18 protein-coding genes, 1 tRNA gene and 2 riboswitches are annotated in these 19,045 nt (G+C 66.0%); of the genes, 9 read left to right on the top strand and 10 right to left on the bottom strand.

Features of this window, described 5'->3' with window-relative positions:
- Window positions 1-57: 57 nt before the first annotated feature.
- Entirely contained in the window at window positions 58-438 is a 381-nt protein-coding gene (gcvH, locus tag K7G19_RS14065) for a glycine cleavage system protein GcvH (protein ID WP_006576219.1), read from the bottom strand.
- A gap of 107 nt (window positions 439-545) precedes the next feature.
- Window positions 546-1,673 (bottom strand): glycine cleavage system aminomethyltransferase GcvT, encoded by a 1,128-nt coding sequence (gcvT, locus tag K7G19_RS14060; protein ID WP_226107787.1) that lies wholly within the window; start codon window positions 1,671-1,673, stop codon window positions 546-548.
- Between the two features lie 100 nt (window positions 1,674-1,773).
- Window positions 1,774-1,920: riboswitch (glycine riboswitch) on the bottom strand.
- 21 nt (window positions 1,921-1,941) lie between these two features.
- A riboswitch (glycine riboswitch) is annotated at window positions 1,942-2,038 on the bottom strand.
- 209 nt (window positions 2,039-2,247) lie between these two features.
- On the opposite strand from gcvT, the gene K7G19_RS14055 reads away from it, so the two are divergent.
- Both K7G19_RS14055 and hemN read left to right on the top strand, forming a co-directional pair.
- Entirely contained in the window at window positions 2,248-4,332 is a 2,085-nt protein-coding gene (locus K7G19_RS14055; RefSeq protein WP_226107785.1) for a UvrD-helicase domain-containing protein, read from the top strand.
- 272 nt (window positions 4,333-4,604) lie between these two features.
- Complete coding sequence (gene hemN / locus K7G19_RS14050) at window positions 4,605-6,224, top strand: oxygen-independent coproporphyrinogen III oxidase (RefSeq protein WP_226107783.1); 1,620 nt, start codon at window positions 4,605-4,607, stop codon at window positions 6,222-6,224.
- 206 nt (window positions 6,225-6,430) lie between these two features.
- Here the strand turns inward: hemN and K7G19_RS14045 are convergent, their stop codons facing one another.
- Complete coding sequence (locus K7G19_RS14045; RefSeq protein WP_149317500.1) at window positions 6,431-7,354, bottom strand: cytochrome c5 family protein; 924 nt, start codon at window positions 7,352-7,354, stop codon at window positions 6,431-6,433.
- Window positions 7,355-7,718: 364 nt separating this feature from the next.
- On the opposite strand from K7G19_RS14045, the gene K7G19_RS14040 reads away from it, so the two are divergent.
- Window positions 7,719-7,794: transfer RNA gene (locus tag K7G19_RS14040), tRNA-Arg, on the top strand.
- Window positions 7,795-7,861: 67 nt separating this feature from the next.
- Here the strand turns inward: K7G19_RS14040 and K7G19_RS14035 are convergent.
- The 6 genes from K7G19_RS14035 to K7G19_RS14010 all read right to left on the bottom strand — a co-directional run bounded on the left by K7G19_RS14035 (window position 7,862) and on the right by K7G19_RS14010 (window position 12,630).
- Window positions 7,862-8,032: a hypothetical protein gene (locus K7G19_RS14035; protein ID WP_226107781.1), complete on the bottom strand. Its 171-nt coding sequence runs from the start codon at window positions 8,030-8,032 to the stop codon at window positions 7,862-7,864.
- Window positions 8,033-8,072: 40 nt separating this feature from the next.
- A complete protein-coding gene (locus K7G19_RS14030; RefSeq protein ID WP_226107779.1) occupies window positions 8,073-8,261 on the bottom strand; it encodes a PAAR domain-containing protein in 189 nt (62 codons plus the stop codon).
- A gap of 144 nt (window positions 8,262-8,405) precedes the next feature.
- Complete coding sequence (locus K7G19_RS14025; RefSeq protein ID WP_226107777.1) at window positions 8,406-9,635, bottom strand: type II restriction endonuclease; 1,230 nt, start codon at window positions 9,633-9,635, stop codon at window positions 8,406-8,408.
- Complete coding sequence (locus K7G19_RS14020; RefSeq protein ID WP_226107775.1) at window positions 9,632-10,102, bottom strand: very short patch repair endonuclease; 471 nt, start codon at window positions 10,100-10,102, stop codon at window positions 9,632-9,634. The genes K7G19_RS14025 and K7G19_RS14020 overlap by 4 nt, the downstream gene beginning before the upstream one ends.
- A 4-nt stretch (window positions 10,103-10,106) precedes the next feature.
- Window positions 10,107-11,375 (bottom strand): DNA (cytosine-5-)-methyltransferase, encoded by a 1,269-nt coding sequence (dcm, locus tag K7G19_RS14015; protein WP_226107773.1) that lies wholly within the window; start codon window positions 11,373-11,375, stop codon window positions 10,107-10,109.
- Window positions 11,376-11,901: 526 nt separating this feature from the next.
- Window positions 11,902-12,630 carry a class I SAM-dependent methyltransferase gene (locus tag K7G19_RS14010; RefSeq protein ID WP_226107771.1) on the bottom strand — a complete coding sequence of 243 codons (729 nt, stop codon included), beginning with the start codon at window positions 12,628-12,630 and terminating at the stop codon, window positions 11,902-11,904.
- A gap of 202 nt (window positions 12,631-12,832) precedes the next feature.
- On the opposite strand from K7G19_RS14010, the gene K7G19_RS14005 reads away from it, so the two are divergent.
- From K7G19_RS14005 to K7G19_RS13980, 6 genes are all read left to right on the top strand, one after another.
- Window positions 12,833-13,207 carry a VOC family protein gene (locus tag K7G19_RS14005; RefSeq protein WP_150082029.1) on the top strand — a complete coding sequence of 125 codons (375 nt, stop codon included), beginning with the start codon at window positions 12,833-12,835 and terminating at the stop codon, window positions 13,205-13,207.
- A gap of 70 nt (window positions 13,208-13,277) precedes the next feature.
- A complete protein-coding gene (locus K7G19_RS14000) occupies window positions 13,278-13,967 on the top strand; it encodes a YafY family protein (protein ID WP_226107769.1) in 690 nt (229 codons plus the stop codon).
- Window positions 13,968-14,203: 236 nt separating this feature from the next.
- The gene (locus K7G19_RS13995; protein WP_226107767.1) at window positions 14,204-14,899 is read left to right on the top strand and encodes an MOSC domain-containing protein; all 696 of its coding nucleotides are present in this window, start codon (window positions 14,204-14,206) and stop codon (window positions 14,897-14,899) included.
- Between the two features lie 124 nt (window positions 14,900-15,023).
- Window positions 15,024-15,422, top strand: a complete 399-nt coding sequence (gene arfB, locus K7G19_RS13990) for an alternative ribosome rescue aminoacyl-tRNA hydrolase ArfB (protein WP_150082026.1) — start codon at window positions 15,024-15,026, stop codon at window positions 15,420-15,422.
- Between the two features lie 316 nt (window positions 15,423-15,738).
- The gene (locus K7G19_RS13985) at window positions 15,739-16,941 is read left to right on the top strand and encodes an MFS transporter (protein ID WP_226107765.1); all 1,203 of its coding nucleotides are present in this window, start codon (window positions 15,739-15,741) and stop codon (window positions 16,939-16,941) included.
- 68 nt (window positions 16,942-17,009) lie between these two features.
- On the top strand, window positions 17,010-18,080 hold the full coding sequence (locus tag K7G19_RS13980) for a GlxA family transcriptional regulator (protein ID WP_226108152.1): 1,071 nt from the start codon (window positions 17,010-17,012) through the stop codon (window positions 18,078-18,080).
- Between the two features lie 33 nt (window positions 18,081-18,113).
- Here the strand turns inward: K7G19_RS13980 and htpX are convergent, their stop codons facing one another.
- A complete protein-coding gene (htpX, locus tag K7G19_RS13975; RefSeq protein ID WP_149317504.1) occupies window positions 18,114-18,992 on the bottom strand; it encodes a protease HtpX in 879 nt (292 codons plus the stop codon).
- Window positions 18,993-19,045 lie beyond the last annotated feature (53 nt).

Raw genomic sequence — 19,045 nt, 5'->3', positions numbered from 1 at the left:
CGGGCCGGGACATGGTGGTCAGCCATGGCCCCCGGCGCCGCGGGCGGGGCGCCGGGCTCAGGCGCCGACGCTGGCCTTGTAGGCGTCGGCCGTCATCAGGCCGTTGACGTCGTCGCCGTTGGCCGGCTTGATCTTGAACAGCCAGGCGTCGAAGGCGTTGGCGTTGACGCTCTCGGGCGCGTCCTTGACGGCGTCGTTGACGGCGACCACCTCGCCGGCCACCGGCGCGTAGATGTCCGACGCGGCCTTGACCGATTCGACCACGGCCAGCGCGTCGCCGGCGCCGACCGTCTTGCCGACCTCGGGCAGTTCCAGGAAGACGATGTCGCCGAGCGCATCCTGCGCGTGATCGGTGATGCCGATCGTCAGCGTGCCGTCGGTTTCGACGCGCACCCATTCGTGCGACTCGGTGTACTTCAGGTCAGCGGGGAAATTCATCGAGATTCTCCAATTTCAGATTCTTGTGTCGCGCCGCCGCGTGCCATCGGGATGAAGGGGGCCGCGGGGCGCAGCGTGACCGGGTGGACGATGTCCGATGCGAGCTGTCAGCTCACGAGTGCCTTGCCATTGCGCACAAACGGCAGTTTAACCACAGTCGCAGTCAGTTTGCGGTCGCGGATCAGCACCTGGACTTCGCTGCCGAGCGCCACATCCTTGGGCAGGCGCGCGAAGGCGATCGATTGGGACAGCGTCGGGCTGAAGGTGCCCGACGTGATCTCGCCCTCGCCGGCGGCGGTCAGCACGGTCTGGTGCGCGCGCAGCACGCCGCCCTTGTCCCGCAGGATCAGGCCGGCGAACTGCTGGCGCTGGCCGTTGGCCACCAGCGCGGCCTTGCCGACGAAATCGCGCTCGCTCTGCAGGTCGACCGTCCAGGCCAGGCCCGCGTCGAGCGGCGAGGTGTGGATGTCCATGTCCTGGCCGTACAGATTCATGCCGGCTTCGAGGCGCAGCGTGTCGCGTGCGCCGAGGCCGGCGGGGCGCACGCCGGCGGCATGCAGCTTTTCCCAGACCGCGGCGACGTTGTCGGCCGGCACCACCAGCTCGAAACCGTCCTCGCCGGTGTAGCCGGTGCGGGCCACCATGATTTCGCCGATCGCGGGGTCCTCGACCACCATCGCGTTGAAGGGCTTGAGCGATTCGCTGGGCTGGGTCGACGGGAATGCGCTCCAGACCTTGGCACGCGCATTCGGGCCCTGCACGGCGACGATCGCCAGCGGGGTCGCGCTATCGAGAGCGTTATCGGTACGGCGCGGGGTGACCGTCACGCCGGCGCCGGTGTCGGCGTTGCGCTGGCGGATCCAGTCGATATCGCCGGTCGCGGTGCTGGCGTTGACCACCAGGCGGAAGCGGTCCTCGGCGAAGAAGTAGACGATCAGGTCGTCGATCACGCCGCCGTTCGGGTCGAGCATGCAGGAATACAGCGCCTTGCCCGGGGTTTGCAGCTTGTCGACGTTGTTGGCGAGCAGTCCGCGCAGGAAGGCGCGGGTATTGGGGCCGGCGAGGTCGACGACGCACATGTGCGAGACGTCGAACATGCCCGCATCGCTGCGCACCGCGTGGTGTTCCTCGATCTGCGAGCCGTAGTTGACCGGCATGTCCCATCCGCCGAAATCGACCATGCGGGCGCCGAGGGCGCGGTGGATGGCGTTGAGGGGCGTGGCCTGAAGCGTCATGGATTCCTCGGAGCGTGGCATCGTTCGGTCCGGCGCGCGCGGCGCGCCAAACAAAAAAAGGGTCATCCGTCGCGCGGCTCGGTGCGAACCGTCGCGACGGATGACCCCCTCTGTCCTCGATACCTGAGAGATTACGGCCCGGCTTGCCGTCCTCGTCGGACTGACTGGCCACGCCGTGCGCCCCTTCGGTGGACACGCTCATCATCCGGCTGATGAATGACGGGTGTCGCTCTCCAGAGTTCGGCATACATCGTGTGCATGCTGCATGCCGATCCGCCCGGTCCATGGTGCCTGAGAGTTTTCGGGTGATTCCCCTTCGGCGGCGCGAATGACGATACAGTCGCGCGCTCTCCCGGACGGATGGCGCGACTCTAACCGCAGCCTTGGCGGCTGTCAACGCGAGAGCGGCGCGTCGCAGGAGTCGGTTCCGGAGCCTCGGCCGGACCCGCCCCCGTGTTAACATCGCCGGCTTCGACCCATTCGCGACCCGTCCCCCAACGCGTCGCGCCTGCGGCCCGCGTCCCTTGCGATGCCGTACGACCTCCGGCTGTACCCGACCTCCGATCCCCGACCGATGACCCACGGACTGAACGCCGCCCAATCCGAAGCCGTCCGCTATCTGGACGGCCCCTGCCTGGTGCTCGCCGGCGCGGGCTCGGGCAAGACCCGGGTGATCACGCAGAAGATCGCGCATCTGATCGAGGACAAGGGCTTCGAGCCCCGCCATATCGCCGCGGTGACCTTCACCAACAAGGCCGCCAAGGAGATGCAGGAGCGGATCGCCAAGCTGATGGAGGGCAAGACCCGCGACGGCAAGCGCATTCCGCTGCGCCAGCTGACCGTCTGTACCTTCCACTCGCTCGGCGTGCAGATCCTGCGCGCCGAGGCGGAGCACCTGGGCCTGAAGCCGCAGTTCTCGATCATGGACGCCGACGACTGCTTCGGCCTGATCCAGGAACAGCTGGCGACCACCGACAAGAAGCTGATCCGCAGCGTGCAGAGCACGATCTCGCTGTGGAAAAACGGCATGGTCGATCCGGAAACCGCGATCGCCGAGGCCACCGATGCCGACCAGCACCAGGCCGCGCTGATCTACCGCAACTACGTCGCCACGCTGGCGGCCTACCAGGCGGTCGACTTCGACGACCTGATCCGTCTGCCGGCCGAGCTGTTCGCCCGCGACGAAACCGTGCGGCTCAAGTGGCAGAACCGGCTGCGCTATTTCCTGGTCGACGAATACCAGGACACCAACGCCTGCCAGTACCAGCTGCTGAAGCTGCTGGCCGGCGGCTCGCATCTGCGCGCGCCCGCCTTCACCGCGGTCGGCGACGACGACCAGGCGATCTACGGCTGGCGCGGCGCCACGCTGGACAATCTGCGCCTGCTGCAGACCGACTTTCCGAACCTGAAGGTCATCAAGCTGGAGCAGAACTATCGCTCCACGGTGCGCATCCTGCAGGCGGCCAACGCGGTGATCGCCAACAATCCCAAGCTGTTCGACAAGACGCTGTGGAGCGAGCACGGCATGGGCGATCCGATCTCCGTGACGCAGATGAACGACGAGGAGCACGAGGCCGAGTCGGTGGTGTTCAAGCTGTCGGCCCACAAGTTCGAGCGGCGCGCGCAGTTCCGCGACTACGCGATCCTTTATCGCGGCAACCACCAGGCGCGGCTGTTCGAACAGATCTTGCGCCGCGAGCGCATCCCGTATGTGCTGTCCGGCGGGCAGAGCTTCTTCGACAAGGCCGAAATCAAGGACATCTGCGCCTACCTGCGGCTGATCGCCAATCCGGACGACGATCCCGCCTTCATCCGCGCGGTCACTACGCCGCGGCGCGGCGTCGGCAATACCACGCTGGAGGTGCTGGGGACCTTCGCCGGCCAGGCCAAGGTCTCGCTGTTCGAGGCGGCGATGATGGGCGGCATCGAAGGCAAGCTGCAGCCGCGCCAGCTCGAGCCGCTGCGCACCTTCTGCGAGGCGATGGTGCGGCTGGCGGACCGCGCCGCGCGCGACCCGGCCACCGAGGTGCTCGACGACCTGATGGAAGGCATCCACTACGAAGCCTATCTGTACGACACCTTCGACGAGCGCCAGGCCCAGGCCAAATGGACCAATACGCTCGAGTTCCTCGACTGGCTCAAGCGCAAGGGCACCAAGCCGGAGGCCGCCGATGGCGAGGCGACCGGCTTCGACACCGCCGATGGATTTGGCGACGAGGGCAAGAACCTGCTGGAGCTGACGCAGACCGTCGCGCTGATGAGCATGCTCGAAGGCCGCGAGGAAGATCCCGACGCGGTGCGGCTGTCGACGCTGCACGCGTCCAAGGGCCTCGAGTATCCGCATGTGTTCCTGGTCGGCGTGGAGGAGGGCATCCTGCCGCATTGCCGCGAGGACGAGGATCTGAGCGACGAGAAGATCGAGGAAGAGCGCCGCCTGATGTATGTCGGCATCACGCGCGCGCAGCGCAGCCTGCATATCAGCTGGTGCAAGAAGCGCAAGCGCGCGCGCGACACCTACTCGTGCCAGCCGTCGCGCTTCATCGGCGAGATGAAGCTCGAGGAGGCCCCGGCACCGAAGGACGAGACGCCGGCGATGAGCCCGAAGGACCGGCTGGCGGGCCTGAAGGCGCTGCTCGGCACCAAGGCCACTACCGGCTGAAGCGGCTGAGGGGGCTGAGGGGGCTGAGGGGGCTGAGGGGCTGAGGCGCAGCGCCGGGTACGCCCGTCCCTTCGTATCGGCGTCGATACAAGGCAGCCAGGGCCTGCAACATCCGGCTGCTACGGTGGCGGATCGCCGATCGGACTTTGAGGGCGCAGGCGCGTGGCGCCGAAGCGCCGAGAGAACAGCCGAATCGCCGGCCCTTGATGTCGATCAAGTCCTGCGCACGCTGGTCTGGCTAGCATCGAAGCGGATTCCTCAGAAGGCCGCCGATGGCAACGACCGTTCCGCATTTCGCTTCCGAAGTCGCTTCCGAAGCCGTTCCCGAAGTCCCTGCCGAAGCCGCTTCCCCAGCCGCTCAGCATGCCGCCATCCGCCGCGGCGATCTCGCCGATTTCCGCGCGCTCGCCGAACGCATCGACGTGAACGGACCACGCTACACCTCGTATCCGACCGCCGACCGCTTCGATGCGGGGTTCGGCGACGAGGCGTATCTGTCCGCGCTGGACGACTGCCGGGCAGGGGGCGCCGCCGCGCCGCTGTCGCTCTATCTGCATATCCCCTTCTGCGAGAACATCTGCTACTACTGCGGCTGCAACAAGATCATCACGCGCGACCACGGCCGCAGCGCGCGCTACGTTCGCTACCTGGCGCGCGAGATGGCGCTGGTGGCGGCCCGCCTGGGCGAGTGCCGGCCCGTCGTGCAATCGCACTGGGGCGGCGGTACGCCGACCTTCCTCGATCCCGCCGAAATGCGGCAGGTCATGGCCGCGCTGCATCGGCACTTCGATCTGCGGCCGGACGGCGAGCATTCGATCGAGATCGATCCGCGCCGCGTCGACGACGAACGGATGGCGCTGCTCGCCGAGCTCGGCTTCAACCGCGTCAGCCTAGGCGTGCAGGACTTCGACCCCGAGGTCCAGGCCGCGATCCATCGCGTGCAGCCGGTGCAGGACACGCGCCGCGTGGTCGCCGCCTCCCGACGGCTCGGCTTCCTGTCGATCAGCATGGACCTGATCTACGGCCTGCCGCACCAGACGGCGGCCCGCTTCGGCGCCACCATCGAGCGCGTGCTGGAGATGCGGCCCGACCGCCTGTCGCTGTACAGCTACGCGCATCTGCCGCATGTCTTCAAGCCGCAGCGTCGGATCGACGAGGCCACGATGCCGTCGGCCGGCGAAAAGCTGGACATCCTGGTCTCGGCCATCGAGCGGCTGACCGCGGCCGGCTACGTCCATATCGGCATGGATCACTTCGCGCTGCCCGACGACGCGCTCGCCCGCGCCCAGCGTGAGGGACGGCTGCAGCGCAACTTCCAGGGCTATGCGACCCATGCCAGCCATGACCAGCTCGGCTTTGGCATCTCGGCGATCGGCGCGGTCGCCGGCCGTTACGTGCAGAACGCCCGCACGCTGGACGCGTACTACGGCGCGCTCGATGCCGGCAGGCTGCCGGTGCTGCGCGGCCATGTCTGCGACGCCGACGACCGGGTGCGCAAGGACATCATCGGTGCGCTGATGTGCGATGGCGAACTGGATACCGCCGAGGTCGCGCGCCGGCACGGCATCGACTTCGACGCCGAGTTTGCCGCCGAGCGGGCGGAACTTGCGTCGCTGGCCGCGCAGGGGCTGGTACGGCTGTCCGACGCGCGGATCGAGGTGACGCCGCTGGGCCGCCTGCTGGTGCGGCGCGTGGCGATGGTGTTCGATCGCTATCTGCGGGACGACCGGGTGGTCGCGAGGCAGCCGGGTTCGGATTGCTTGTCGAATCCGCTTTCTGGTTCCAATACCGATCCCGTTTCGGAAAGGGCGATGGCGCCCCCGCTGCAGCGGATGCCGTCGACATCCCGCCCCGGCGCGGCGCCCACCGCCCGGTACTCGCGCGTGGTGTAGCGAAGCCGAACGCCGGACGTAAATCGCCAAAGCCGGTGGCGCACCCGCTGCTGCGGAAGCCGCCGACATCGCGCTCCGGGCCGGTGCCGACCGCCCGGTACTCGCGCGTGGTCTAACGCGGCGAACTCCGGACGTAAAAAAAGCCAGCGAGATCCCGCTGGCTTTTTTTATCCTGCCGAGGCGAGCGCCGCGCGGCGCCCCCGGTCTTATTTCGACGCGTTGACCATGTAGTCGGCCGCGGCGATCACGTCGGCGTCGGGGCCGGCGTAGCCACCCTTCGGCGGCATCACGCCCTTGCCCTTCAGCGCGAAGTTGTGGACCGCGTCCATGCCTTCCTTGATGCGCGGGGCCCAGGCGGCCTTGTCGCCGACCTTCGGCGCACCGGCGACGCCGGCGGCGTGGCAGGCGGCGCAGACCTGATCGTAGACGCGCTTGCCCACCTCGGCCGAAGCGGCCGCGGGGGCCGCAGCCGTGGTTTGCGCCGGTGCGGCGGCCGCCGGAGCCGGCGCGGCCGGTGCCGCCGGGGCAGCGGCGGCAGGAGCCGCAGCAGCGGGAGCGGCCGCGGCAGCGTCAGCCGCCGGTGCGGCAGGTTCCGAAGCGGCAGCGGTGGTCGCCGCGGCCGGAGCCGGCGCGGCGGGCTCCTGCAGCTTGCCGCCGGCCGAGTTGACCAGATGCACCATCGCGCGAGCCAGTTCGTAGTCGGCGAAGTCGTCCGGCGAGGTGCCGGCACGCGGCGGCATCGCGCCCTTGCCTGCGATCACCGATTTCATCAGGCCGTCGTAGCCCTGGCCGAGGCGGGCACTCCAGTCGCCGGCCGCGCCGAACTTCGGCGCACCCGCCGCGCCGGTAGCGTGGCAGGCCGCGCAGACGGCGGTATAGACCTGTTCGCCGGTCTTGAAGACGCGCGGCGCATTGGGATCGCGCAGTTCGAGCGAGGCGACCGGCTTGATGCGGTCAACCACCGCTTCCGCCGTATCGGTGGAGCCGGCGCCTTCCGGGCCACCGTAGCCGACGAAGCTGACCAGCAGGATGATCACGGTGATCGGCACCACGAAGGCGGCAATCACCACAGCGATCAGCTGCTTCGGGGTCTTGATGGGAGACTCGTGTTCGTTATGGACGTCGCTCATGCTGAACTCTCGATTTTGCAGGAAACCCGTGACCGCTCCGCTTGGCGGCCTTTCGTTGGTCCGTGTCTTGGGCCTGACTGCCGCCCCCTCCGCGCATCCGAGTCTGCCGAGCCTGACAGCCACACCCCATGCCGCCTGGCGCGCCGTCCGTGTGGACGAGACGCAGCCCCGCTTTTGCGCAAATAACGGGCGATTATAGCCGTAAAGCCCCTCCCGATGGCGCGAAAAGCGCCTCGGACGAAACCCGTAGGCCCGGGGAAAACGTGCGCCGGCATGGACGCGCTACGGCAAACGCGGTATCCTATGCGACTTTCCGACGGCGGCATTCGCCGCAGTCGACCGCGCGGCTCCCGCCGCATCTCGTGCGCCCGTAGCTCAATGGATAGAGTACTGCCCTCCGAAGGCAGGGGTTGCTGGTTCGATCCCAGCCGGGCGCGCCAAGTCCCACAACGGTTTGTCCGGCACTTTCCCGTTCTGCTTCGCAGGGGTCCTGCACCCAAATTGCACCTACACGCAGGTGCCTGCCACCGACTGCATCTCTGCGAGCCGGGCAACCGACTGGGCCAAGTGGTCTGCCGACAGATGCGCATAGCGGTGCATCATCTCCATCGTTTCCCAGCGGGCCGGCGTCTTGAGCACCTGCGGCGGCGTACCGGCTGCACGTGTCAGTTCGCCCATGTCTGTCTGCCGCAGATTGTGCCGCCCGAAGTCCCGGATTTCAGCACGCTCGATCGCCCGCCGCCACGACGCCGTGCTCGTGGTTAGAACTTGGCATATCGGGGAGGCAGACGGTCAAATCGCCGTCACTTGCCATCGATTTACCAGCGACGGTGCTGGTGGCGTCGCCGGTCAGAACCGTACCGCCATGGGACGTGCGGTCGCCGACGGAGTTGATGCCAGTTAGCAAACGATCCTCCTGATTCGAAGAAGCGCATGTAGTGTCGCAATCATGTTGGCCGCCACAAGAGAAGGTCCCGGTGAAATTCTAGAAACCCTTTTCTCAGGGTTATGAATTCACCATCGGCAGATCGGGGGAGAGCGAAAACGCTGGTCAGCGTGGGGCCAACCGCGCCTGCTGATCGCGCACATGGAGAATCAGGTCCGCAACAGACATAAGCCACGCTTGTTGTGTTGGGCTGAACGTACCTTGGATCGATCGCGGCACCACTAGCTGAAGCTGATGCGACCGCATCTCTGTCGTCTGATGCTCTGAAACACGTGGTTCAAGGGTGAGCAAATGCTTGGCGGGCACACGTTTCGCCTCGGCCAATACCTGCCTCCATCGGTCTTTCAGCGTAGATTTCACGCCCAATACTGTAAGGCCACAAGGATCGAAGGCGGGATCATGATACTCGGCCTCACCCGGAAAAAGGAAATCAGGTTTCGACTTGTTCTCCGTTCTCGCCTGTGTCGCAAAGCGTAAACCGTGATTGTGAAATACAACTGCAGCATGGTTCTGGAGGGCGGCGCCGGCTCTCGATTTCCGCCGGTTTTGCACCGAGAGCGAGAAGCTCATGAAATCGTCCACCTTGTCGCCGGCAAAACCGGAATGCAGGCGTTCGGCAATGAGATGACGCTCGAGCGTTCGGAATAGGACTTCCTCGCGCTCGAACCAAGCCAGCAATGCGTCGTCGGGAGAATCCAACGAGGACACCGTAGGGAGGGTCTCGCGTGCAAAGGCGGAGAACTCAACGGTTCGTGGGAAAGCCCCGCCGAATCGCCTTAGCATTTGGTCGAGATAGTCCTCGGCCGTGTCCTCGATTTCGATGCCAATCTGTTCGAGAATGAAGCGGGATGCGAACTCCAGCTTCACTTGGTCGCTTTCCAGCTCGCCTTTCACGCTGAACCCGGGATGCATAAGCTCAGAAAGGCCACACAACCACTGGACTTGACTTGCTATGGTCGAGCCCGCCTCTGCGACTATTACAAGGATGGTGTTGTCCGGCCGCTTCGCGATAACGAGTAGGTCGCCTTCGGCAAAGCATTGGGAAGCCGTAGTCGTCGGGAAATATAGCCGGCATTCCGACCTCTTCGGATGCCGCTCGCGCGCGTCGTACCAGGTCAAGAAGCCATCGGAAACGACGGGCTCTGCGTCGTCGTCGGTGAGATATATGAACTTTGCCACGAACGTCTTTTTCGGCGCTGCCGGGCCAAGGATCTTCTTGAGCTGTGTGACGCCATCGAATTCGTGCTGATTGCTCCGGCCAGGGTCCGCCTCGACCGCACTCAGTCTCTTTGCCGCAATAGCCTCAAAATACTCGCTAAGGTAGCCGTGCTTCATTTGTCTTGTATGGAGGGGGATGGAATCTCGAGAAGCTGCGTGGCGTCGCTATCCTTTAGCCACGTCGAAATGCGATCGACCAGTAGTTCGAGCGTATGCTCTGGCTGACTGCGCAACGCACACTCCCATATTACGGCAAGTCGCCAACCCTTCTCCAAGAGCCGTTCGCTCGCAACTAGATCGCGACGCCGGTTGGAATCAATCTTGTCCAGCCAGAATTGTGTTCGAGTCTTCGGGGTCTTGAAAAGCGCGCATGTATGTCCATGCCAAAAACACCCATGAACAAAGATCGCAACCTGATATTTGGGCAGTACGATGTCCGGCCTGCCTGGTAGATCCCTGCAATGGAGGCGGTACCGGAAACCTCGCCTGTGAAGCGCGTGCCGTAGCGTTACTTCAATTTTTGTGTTTGTGCCCCGGATGCCGGACATCATCCGGCTCCGCGTAGCATGATCTACGATATCCACGTCGTCAGGCGAACAACCTAGGCTGAAGTGCGTCCTCGTTGTCCCGTTGCTTCAGTTCCATTAAAAACGGCTTCATGTGGCCTGCAACGGCTTCGATTAGTGGAACGACAACGGAATTGCCAAACTGCTTGTATGCGCGCGTATCGGAAACAGGGATCCTGTACGTATCTGGATAGCCCATCAGTCGGGCACACTCGCGGGGCGTAAGACGCCGCGGATTGCGCCCCCTTCCACGCGAAACAAGAATTTCCGATCCATCTTTGTAGTACCGTGCGGACAGCGTACGAGCGATATCGTTTGGCCCCACCATCCCAAATCCGAACCCGTTACCTTTAGCTTCGTGCTTGGCCCTGTAGGCTTGCAGGTAGGCCCACAGCCGATCGGTGAGGATGTACTTCTTCTGTACAGTACCTTTGGGCGTGATGTAGGCCCCACTATCAACATCGGCCTCAGTACCGTCCTCCCGATGCAATATGTCGCTGATGCGCGGTCCCTTCTCCAACGCGGGTAGTACTAGGCCATTCCAGTCGAAGCCCATATCCTCCCGGAAACCGACTATCAGTATGCGTTCCCGGTGCTGCGGCACGAAATGCTGCCCGTCGATAACCTTCCAGGCAATGGAGTACCCAAGCTCATCGCGCAGGGTTTCACAAATGACCCGGAACGTATTCCCTTTGTCATGGCTGACAAGATTCTTGACATTTTCCAGCAGAAAGGCCCGCGGCCGTTTCGCGGCAATAATCCGCGCCACGTCGAAAAAGAGAGTCCCTTGCGTGGTGCACTCGAAGCCGTGCGGCCGTCCGAGCGCATTCTTCTTGGATACCCCGGCGATCGAAAATGGCTGGCAGGGGAATCCGGCAAGCAGCACATCATGGTCCGGAATCTCCGTAGCCGGGTCGAGAACCTTCGTTATGTCCCCGGCGATCTCGTGATCGTCGTTCGGGAAGTTCGCACGATACGTCCTCTGGCTGTACGAGTCCCACTCACTCGTGAACACACATCGCCCACCGTGCGCCTCAAAACCTAGGCGGATACCCCCGATCCCCGCGAACAGGTCGATAAAAGTGAAGTCGCCGGTGGCGGATATATTGCCCGCCGGCGCCAAGATGTCTTTCAGCGCCGGGAGAATGAGGCTCGGGACAGGCACTTCACCCCGTTCCCATCGAGCGATGGTTTTTGCACTTTTCTCAAGCCGTTCGGCCAGAGCCCGTTGCGAATATAGACGTCGCGCCTCGTGGAGCATATGGAGGCACTCGGGTGCATTTGTCGTCATGTCTGCCTCTGGGAAGAATTGCGGACATTCTGTCCATCAGCTGTCCCCCCGTCAAGAAAAACCTGTACAAACATACAGTTCATAGCCTTGCGACGGTTTGCGGAAGATTTCCCGCCTCATCCGCCACTTCATCGGTTGGTTACTCATGCACTTGCATACGAGCGGTGTACCGCGCAATGCCATGGGCGGATTTGCGCGTGGGAGCTGCTGGTGAGCCGTCGGCCGGAAGAGGGAGGCCCTGACGGGGTGGCGCGCCCATCGTGCTAGCCGATCCTGAGGCCGAGCACTTCCCCAGGCACGAATTTGTCGTGTCTGGTGGCGGATCCACTGCACCTAGTTTGCGCGTCGCACATGGCATTGACTATAAAGTGTCTTGGCTCGTCACCAAGACTCCGAAGGCAGGGGTTGCTGGTTCGATCCCAGCCGGGCGCGCCAAGTCCCACAACGGTTTTCCGCTTTTTCTCCGTCCTGCCCTTGAGGCGCAATGCACTTGCACTGCACCTAGATTGCACCGACGCGCGATCGTCTATCGCGCTACGGCGACCAGAAGCATCATCGGCCGTTCCATTTCTTCGTCCAGGCCGGGATTCGATTCGATTTGCTCGGCCGACGGTGCAAATTCCTCGACGGCCCGGATCGTGAACCCTGCTCGTATCAGCGTATTGAGCGTGGTGCCGATCGTCCTGTGGTACTTCAACACGCCTTTCGCGAACCAGTCGGTCCGTCGTTCGCCCTCGACCGAATAACGATTGACCGGCCACGTCTTGCGACCCTGCTCATCGACCATCCAGTGTGGATTGGAGGCGGCCATGAAAACCGGATGTTCGATGGTGAACACCATGCTTCCCCCTGGCGCGAGGGCGCGATAAATCATCCGGGCCAGCCGCTCGAAGTCCTCGACATAGTGAAACGCCAGCGCGCTGTAGGCGAAATCAAAAGCCGCCTCTGGCAATTCGACGGTCTCGATATCCGCGATCCGATATTCGATGTTGGGATCGGTGGTGTCCGCTTTTGCCCGCGCCAGCATGTTCTCGGAAATATCAAGTCCAAGAACCGATGCGGCGCCTTGCCCGCGCATCCATCTCGATGCCCACCCGAAACCACAACCGAGGTCGACGACACGCTTCCCTGCCAGACCGGGGAGCATCGCCCGGATGGCCGGCCACTCGGGAGCGCCGTCAAGGCCATGCACCTGGCGAGGTAACTGGCTGTAGCCATGAAAGAAATCCGGGTTGTCGTAGATGTTCTGCGCCATGATGAAAACCAGAATGTCGTCGCGGTCGTGCCAGTTTAGTGCGATCGATGCCCCCGCCCCCGCCCCCGCCCCCGCCCCCGCCTCCCGCTTCTCGCTTCTCGCGTATCCGTCGGATACCCACCGCCACCATCCTCCTGACACCACGCTGTCAGCAGCCCCCTCGCAAACTGCGGTCTCCTTCAACGACCACCGAGTTGGCATCATGCAAAACGTTCTGATCAACTGGCTGGAAATTCCCGTCGTCGACATGGGCCGGGCCGTGCAGTTCTACGAGCGGGTATTCGAGACGCAGCTGCGCCGCGAGACGATGAGCGAAATCGATATGGCAATCTTTCCGCATTCCCATTCGGGTGGCGCGCTGGTGGCCGGCGAGGGTTTTCGGCCGAGTACCGAGGGCAGCCTGCCTTATCTGCATACGCCAGCGCTCAATGAGCTGCTGGGCCGGGTGGCCGCTGCCGGTGGCAAGACGGTGTTCGGGCCGATGGAGCTGCCGGACGAGATCGGCCGGATCGCCCATATCATCGACAGCGAAGGCAACAAGATCGGCCTGCACGAGCCCGTGCCAGCCAACCGCTGACCGTGTGACCCTGGCCTGACTCGCCCGAACCGCCTGACTGATTCCCTGCCTCACTCACTGACTCACGCCAATGAGCCGCCGCGCCGACCGACTGTTCCAGATCGTCCAGGTCCTGCGTGGCCGCCGCCTGACGACGGCGGCGCTGCTGGCGCAGCGGCTCGGCGTGTCGGAGCGCACGGTTTATCGCGACATTCAGGCGCTGTCGATATCGGGCGTGCCGGTCGAGGGCGAGGCCGGGATCGGCTATCGGCTGCGGGCGGACTTCGACGTGCCGCCGTTGATGTTCTCCGGCATCGAGGTCGAGGCGCTGGTGGCCGGCCTGCGGATGCTGAAGGCCTGGGGCGGTGGTGCGCTCGCCGCCGCGGCCGATCCGGCGCTGGAGAAGCTGGTGGCGGCGCTACCGCCGACGCGCCGGCTGTCGGCGCAGCAGAGCCGGGTCTTCGCGCCGGCCTATATGCACGACAGCAAGGTCCGCGAGGCCTTCGACGTCGTCCACGGCGCCATGGGCGAGCAGCGGCTGCTGCGGCTCGATTACTGCGATGCGCAGCAGCGGCTCACTGAACGCGTGGTGCAGCCGCTCGGCCTGTTCTTCTGGGGCAATGTCTGGCTGCTGGCGGCTTGGTGCACCGCGCGCGAGGACTATCGCAGCTTCCGGCTGGATCGCTGCCGGGCGATCCGGATACTCGACGACCATTTCCACGAGACGCCAGACCGTTCGCTGAACGGCTTCCTGAAGGCGGTGAAGGCGACCGGCTACTGAGGAGGGGGTTGAGCCGCGGCAGCGTTCTCCACGAGGCGCCAAACTGTTCGCTGAATGGCTTCCTGACGGCGGTGAGGGCGACGGATTACTGAGCAGTGCCCTGCCACTCTGCGCTGTCCCCATACGCTCAACGCCCGCGCAGCGTTCCGGTGTTCGGCGCTACACTTGCCGGCTCGATGTCCGCCGGTGCGCCACCGGCGTCGATCCCTACCCATCACCGTCAAGGAGAGTCCGCCGTGAGCCCGTCCCAGGTCACGATCCGCGCGGTATTGACCGGCACCGCCAAGCCCTACGGCATGCCAGCCAAGACCGGCAAGCAGAGCGCGATCGACAAGCATCCCGTCGGCGCACCCGTCGCGGTGCATACGCTTGGACTGCACGGCGACGAGCAGGGCGACCGCCGCATCCACGGCGGGCCGGAGAAGGCGGTCCATTGCTATCCGTGGCAACACTACGCGAACTGGCGGCACGACATCGGACCCTTGCCGGTGCTGGCGCGCGCTGGCGCGTTCGGCGAGAACCTGAGCTGGGCGGGCGGCGACGAGCATGACGTCTGCCTCGGCGACGTCTGGCGGATCGGCTCGGTGACCCTGCAGGTATCGCAGCCGCGGCAACCGTGCTGGAAGCTGAACGTGCGGTTCGGCCGCGACGACATGTCGGCGCTGGTGCAGCAGAGCCTGCGGATCGGCTGGTATTTCCGCGTGCTGGAACCGGGCAAGTTGCAGGCCGGCGACGCCGCGGTGCTGCTGGAGCGGCCGCACGCCGACTGGTCGGTGGCGCGCCTGGCCGGCCTGGTACGCGACCGCGAGACCGATCCCGCGCTGCTCGACGCGGTGCTGGCGTTGCCGCTGGTCGACTCGTGGCGGCGGTTGTTCGAGCGCCGGCGCCAGAGCGGCGCGGTCGAGGACTGGACCGCAAGGATGCGGGGGTAGCGGGCTCACTGCCAAGGCCAGCCACCGTCCTGGCCGGAACTTTGCCCAATGCGCGCCGGCCTGACCTGAAGCGCGCCGTCACGCCGTCATTGCCCCATTGCCGCGTTGCCCTTATTGATCGACCATGCCCGCCGTCATCCCCCACCACGAGTACCAGATCACCGCGATCCGCGCCCAGGGGGCGGGCGGGCAGAACATCAACAAGGTGTCGAACGCGGTGCATCTGCGCTTCGATATCCGCGCGTCCTCGCTGGCCGAGGACCACAAGCAGCGCCTGCTGCAATTGCACGACCACCGCATCACCCGCGACGGCGTGATCGTGATCAAGGCGCAGCAGCATCGCAGCCTCGAACTCAATCGTGACGAAGCGGTGCGGCGCCTGCATGAGCTGGTCGACAGCGTCGCCGTGCCGCCGGCGGTACGGCGTCCGACGCGGCCGACGTTTGCGTCGAAGCTGCGGCGGCTGGAGGGCAAGACCCAGCGCAGCCAGATCAAGGCCTTGCGCGGGCGGGTGGCGGAGTAGGGCGGCGGCACGTCCCTCACTCCTCGCTCCTTCGCCGCCTCACCTCTCGCCCCTCGCACCCGCGGCCCTCGTCCCTCACCCCTCACCCCTCGGGCTTTCGGCGCTCCTCCCTCACCGCGTCGCTCCTCGCGCCCTCGGCCCTTCGCCGTCGCCCCTTCGGCCCTTCGTCCGCCCCTCGGCTCTTCGCCCTCGGCCTTCGCACCTACCCCCGCCCCTTGGCAGAAATCCACGGATCGTTGTCCGAAGGCCAGGCGGCGGGACTTTTAAGCTCGGTGGCATCCCTGCGAATGGCCAGGGCATCCCGAGGAAAGTCCCGATGAAGCCGATGTCCCCGATGACCCATGCCCGCGTGCTGGCGATCTGCCAGGCGCTGTTCACCTCCGCCCTGTCCGTCGACCTGACGCTGACCGGCCTGGTCGGCTACACGCTGGCGCCCGACAAGGCGCTGGCCACCGTGCCCTTCGCCCTTATCACGGTGGCCTCGGCGGTGACGGCGATCGCCGCGGCCTTTCTGATCGAGCGGCTCGGGCGGCGGCTGGCCTTCTGCCTGGGCGGGATCGCCTGCACCGCGGGCGGGCTGATCTCGGTCTGGGCCATCGCCCATCACGATTTCCTGGCCTTCTGCGCCGGCACCGCGCTGGTCGGCGTATTCCAGGCCTTTGCCCGCTTCTATCGGCTGGCCGCCGCCGATGCCGCGCCGGTTGCCGACAAGCCGCGCGCGATCTCCGCCGTGCTGACCGGCGGCGTGGTCGCCGCGGTCTGCGGTCCGGCCATCGCCGCCTGGTCGACCGACCTGATGAGCCCGCTGCCATTCGCCGGCTCCTACGCCGTGGTCGCGGCGTTCGGCGTGGCGACGGTGCTGCTGCTGGCGTTTGCCTATCGCGAGCCGCCTCCGCCGCCGGCCGGCAGCAACCCCGAGTCGCAATTGCCGGCGCGTCCGCTGGGCGAGATCGTGCGCCAGCCGGTGTTCCTGGCGGCCTTCGCCAACAACGGCATCGGCAACGCGGTGATGATGTTCGTGATGACGGCCACGCCGATCGCCGCGGTGGCCTGCAACCACACCATCGCGCAGGGCGCGCAGATCATCGAATGGCATCTGGTCGGCATGTATGCGCCGTCCTTCGTGTCGGGCTGGCTGCTGCAGCGCTTCGGCAATCCGGCGATGCTGATCGCCGGGATCGGGCTGTCGGCGCTGTCCAGCGTGATCGCGCTGGCCTCGACCTCGCTGCCCGCGTTCTACGTCGCGCTGCTTTGCCTGGGCGTCGGCTGGAATTTCATGTTCGTCGGCGGCACGACGTTGCTGACCAGCAGCTATCGCGATGCGGAGCGCGCGCGGACGCAGGCGGTGGCGGAGTTCTCGACCGCGGTGCTGACGGCGGTGGCCACGCTGGCGGCCGGCCAGATCCTGCACCACTACGGCTGGGATGCGGTGAACCTGGCGGCCCTGCCGGCGCTCGCCGTGGCGCTGCTGATCACGCTGGGCTGGCAGCGGCGCAGCCGGGCGCTGGCGCCGGTATGATCGGCCGCATCCCGGTCTTCACGCTCGCCCTGGCGAGAACCTTGCCCGACATGCCCAAGCCCACGTCCATGCCCAGCCATCTGCATTCCGTCCCCGACACGCCGCGCGTGGTGCTGATCGTCGCGCCGGACCCGGCCCAGGAACTCGACGTGACCGGTCCAACGGCCGTGTTCGGGCAGGCCAACCGCCTGTCGGGACGGCCCAATCCCGCCTATCAGATCCGCATCGCCAGCGTCAGCGACGATGCGGTGATCCGGACCGAGAGCGGCATCCGGCTGCTGGCCGACGCGCCGTTCCACCGCATCGCCGAGACGCTGCCCGGCCCGATCGACACGCTGCTGCTGGCGGGCGGCGCCGGCCATGCGGCGGCCGCCGACAACGCCGCGCTGATCCACTGGCTGCGCGAGATGGCGCCGCGCGTGCGGCGGCTGGGCGCGGTCTGCACCGGCGCCTTCGTGCTGGCGCGCACCGGGCTGCTCGATACGCAGCGCGCCACCACGCACTGGCGCCACGCGGAGAAGCTGGCGCGGCGGCATCCGCGCGTGACGGTCGATGCCGATCCGATCTGGATCCAGGCCGGGCGGCTGTACACATCAGCCGGCGTCACCGCGGGCATGGACCTGTCGCTGGCGCTGGTCGAGGACGATCTGGGCCACGCCACCTCGCTGGCGGTGGCGCGCGAGCTGGTGCTGTTCCTGCGGCGGCCGGGCAGCCAGGCGCAGTTCTCCAGCGCGCTGCAGGCGCAGGCGGCGCAGAGTCCGGAGCTGAGGGATTTGCAGGGATGGATCGCCGACCATCTCGACGCGGACCTGTCGGTCGGCGCGCTGGCCGAGCGGGTAGCAATGAGCCCGCGCAATTTTGCGCGGGTCTTCGCGAAGCAAGTAGGGCAGACGCCTGCCCGCTATGTGGAGACGCAGCGGGTCGAGGCGGCGCGGCGGATGCTCGAGCAGAGCGAGCGCCGGCTGGAGACGGTGGCGCGCATGGCGGGATTCGGCAGCGCCGACGGCATGCGGCAGGCCTTCCTGCGCCATCTGCGGACCACGCCGGAACGCTATCGCGCCGCGTTCCGGGCGCAGTCGACGCAAACGCAGTCGCAAACGCAGACGCCGGAGCGGGAACCGGTGAACGCCGCCGCCTGAGCGACGGCCGTCCCACGGTCCCGCAGTCCGACTTCAGCGCGTGCCCTGCAGCGCCGCGATGCGGGCCTCGATCGGCGGGTGGCTGGAGAACAGCGCCAGCCACGACTTGCCGCCCGAGATGCCCATCGCCTGCATGTTCTGCGGCAGGCCGTCGGCTTCCATGCCGCCCAGGCGGCGCAGCGCGGCCACCATCGGCGAGGGCGTGCCCATCAGGCGGGCGGCGCCGGCGTCGGCGCGGAATTCGCGATGGCGCGAGAAGGCCGCGACGATGATGCTGGCGAGGATGCCGAACACGATTTCGCAGACGATCACCGTGACCATGTAGCCGATGCCGGGGCCGCTCGACTCCTCGTCGTTACGGCGCAGCATCGAGTCGACGAAGTAGCCGACGATGCGGGCGAGGAAGATCACGAACGTGTTCACCACGCCCTGGATCAGCGTCAGCGTCACCATGTCGCCATTGGCCACGTGCGCGACCTCGTGCGCCAGCACGGCCTCGACCTCGTCGCGCGACATGCTCTGCAGCAGGCCGGTCGACACCGCGACCAGCGAGCTCTTCTTGGTCGCGCCGGTGGCGAAGGCATTGGGTTCGCCCTCGTAGATGGCGACCTCGGGCATCGGCAGGCCGGCGCGCTGCGCCAGCTTCTCGACGGTCTGCATCAGCCACAGCTCGGTGCTGGTGCTCGGATGGGTGATGACCTGCGCGCCGGTGGACCATTTGGCGATGGTCTTGGACATCAGCAGCGAAATGAAGGCACCGCCGAAGCCCATCAGCGCGGCGAAGGCCAGCAGCGTGCCGAGGTTCAGGCCGTTGGCGGTCAGGAAGCGATTCACCCCGAGCAGGCTCGCGGTGATGCTCAGCACGATCATGACGGCGAGGTTGGTCGCCAGGAAAAGCAGGACGCGTTTCATCTTGGTTCAGTCAACAGGGAAAAGGCGCGGACAGGGCCGCATGGCGAAGGCCC

Origin of the sequence: Cupriavidus sp. DB3, assembly GCF_020418465.1 — a bacterium.
Classification (GTDB): domain Bacteria; phylum Pseudomonadota; class Gammaproteobacteria; order Burkholderiales; family Burkholderiaceae; genus Cupriavidus; species Cupriavidus cauae.
Note: the sequence above shows the minus strand (reverse complement) of the source record. Positions and strands in the feature narration are given on the sequence as shown.